The 1,195-nt window shown below is 43.8% G+C and carries 2 protein-coding genes; both read left to right on the forward strand.

All coding sequences use genetic code 11. The features are described 5' to 3' along the window. The first annotated feature begins 80 nt into the window (after nt 1–80). Nucleotides 81–827: an ATP-binding protein gene (locus Y882_RS19705; RefSeq protein WP_046973433.1), complete on the forward strand. Its 747-nt coding sequence runs from the start codon at nt 81–83 to the stop codon at nt 825–827. Beyond that, a partial coding sequence (locus tag Y882_RS19710; protein WP_082121185.1) for a DUF669 domain-containing protein occupies nt 827–1,195 on the forward strand: 369 nt, incomplete at its 3' end. The genes Y882_RS19705 and Y882_RS19710, both read left to right, overlap by 1 nt.

Consider the following 1,195-nt stretch of genomic DNA (forward strand, 5'->3'; position numbering starts at 1 on the left):
GGATATTAGTGAATAATCACGTTTGCATTCAGGGTAATTGGGTCCTAGTATTGCAGCCGTAACCACACAAGAGGTAACTTATGCAATTTACAACTACCGCTCAAGCAGTTCTGGACACTGGTGTCAAGATGCTTGTGTATGGTGAATCTGGTATGGGTAAGACCATGCTTACAGCAACTCTTCCAAGACCGTTGCTGATTTCTGCGGAGTCTGGGCTTTTATCTTTAACACCGAATAACATTGCTCGTGTATTTGGTGAAAACAGACCAGATATCTGCTACGATATTCCAACCATCACGGTTGAAAATATCCAGGATGTAGAGCAGGCTTATGTTTGGGCGACTAACCCTGCAAACAATCCTGTAGGTGAAGATGGTTTACCGCGCTTTCAGTCTCTTGCGCTGGATTCACTTACTGAGATTGCTGAAAAGTGCCTTAACAATGCGAAGCGTACTGTGAAAGATCCGCGTCAGGCTTATGGGGATCTTATTGAGAAGATGCAAACTTTAGTTCGCGCTTTTCGAGATATCCCTGGACTTAACGTGTACATGGCAGCTAAAATGTCCCGTAACAAGGACGAGTTGACAGGTATTACGTCTTACGGTCCTTCTATGCCTGGTGCAAAATTAGGTCCAGAATTACCATACTTTTTTGACGAAGTGTTCAAAATTAGTGTTGGTAAAGACCAAAATACTCAAGCAGATTTTCGTTATCTGCTGACCAGACCAGATCTGTCAAATGTATGTAAAGATCGTTCTGGTTCGTTAGAACAGATGGAATATCCACATCTTGGTGCAATCATTAACAAAATCAAAGGGGTACAATAATGGCCGGTTTAGGAATGCAATTTAACGCTGGACATCACGCAGAGCGTCAACACAATAGCTTGATGCCCGCTGGTTGGTATGTTGTTCAGATTGTAAACTCTGAAATCAAACCGACTAAAACTCCAGGCGGTGCGCGTCTGAATCTTCAGTTTAAGATTATGCAGGGTGATTTTGCTGGTCGTGTAATGTTTGGCGGTTACAACGTCAAGAACGCGAACCCTGTCGCTGTACAGATTGCAATGGAAGAACTGGCAGAGCTGTCCCGTGCTGTTAAAGTTCCAGTTTGGAACGATACCGAACAACTGCACGGTATTCCGTTCAACCTGAAAGTGAAAGTTCGTCAGCAACCTGGCTATGAGCCAAACAAC

It is taken from the genome of Dyella japonica DSM 16301, assembly GCF_001010355.1.
Taxonomy (GTDB): Bacteria; Pseudomonadota; Gammaproteobacteria; order Xanthomonadales; family Rhodanobacteraceae; genus Dyella; species Dyella japonica.